Raw genomic sequence first — 797 nt, 5'->3', positions numbered from 1 at the left:
CCGTATAACCGCTCAGTGTTTCTCCCACGTTCGGTATGGTTACCACGCCGTTTGCCGCATTGAGGTACACAAACTTATGCCCCGTCGCTGCGGCAGGCGCAACCGTAATTTGCGTCTTGCCGTCGTTCGTCGCTCCCGCTACGTCGGTCGACGTTACCGTCAAACCGCTTCCAGCCACCGGCTCCGCCACGACAACAGCCGTTGTTTGACCGAACTTCATGACTTTGTCGTTCTCGTCAAGCTCCGCTACGGCCAGCTTGTCGCCGTTCGTCGCATTCACGATGCCATTAACCGGCAAGTCTGTGTAGCCGCTCAGCGTTTCGCCCACGTTCGGTACAGTTACCACACTGTTTGCGGCATTAAGGTACACGAGTTTATGACCCGTCGCTGCGGCAGGTGCAACCGTAATTTGTGTCTTGCCGTCATTTGTCGCTCCCGCCACGTCGGTCGACGTTACCGTCAAGCCGCTTGCCGCCACCGGCTCCGCCTCGACTACAGCCGTCGTTTGGCCGAACTTCACGACTTTGTCGTTCACGTCAAGCTCCGCTACGGCTAACTTGTCGCCGTTCGTCGCATTCACGATTCCATCCTCAGGTAATTCCGTATAACCGCTCAGCGTTTCGCCCACGTTCGGTACAGTTACCACACTGTTTGCGGCATTAAGGTACACGAGTTTATGACCCGTCGCTGCGGCAGGTGCAACCGTAATTTGTGTCTTGCCGTCATTTGTCGCTCCCGCCACGTCGGTCGACGTTACCGTCAAGCCGCTTGCCGCCACCGGCTCCGCCTCGACTACA

The 797-nt window shown here is 57.6% G+C and carries 1 protein-coding gene; it reads right to left on the bottom strand.

From position 1 onward, the window contains the following. Positions 1-797: hypothetical protein (locus DFP98_RS39325; protein WP_181918088.1), on the bottom strand; the 797-nt coding region annotated here is incomplete at both ends.

The sequence above is a fragment of the Cohnella phaseoli genome, assembly GCF_003386235.1.
Taxonomy (GTDB): Bacteria; Bacillota; Bacilli; order Paenibacillales; family Paenibacillaceae; genus Cohnella; species Cohnella phaseoli.
Note: the sequence above shows the minus strand (reverse complement) of the source record. Positions and strands in the feature narration are given on the sequence as shown.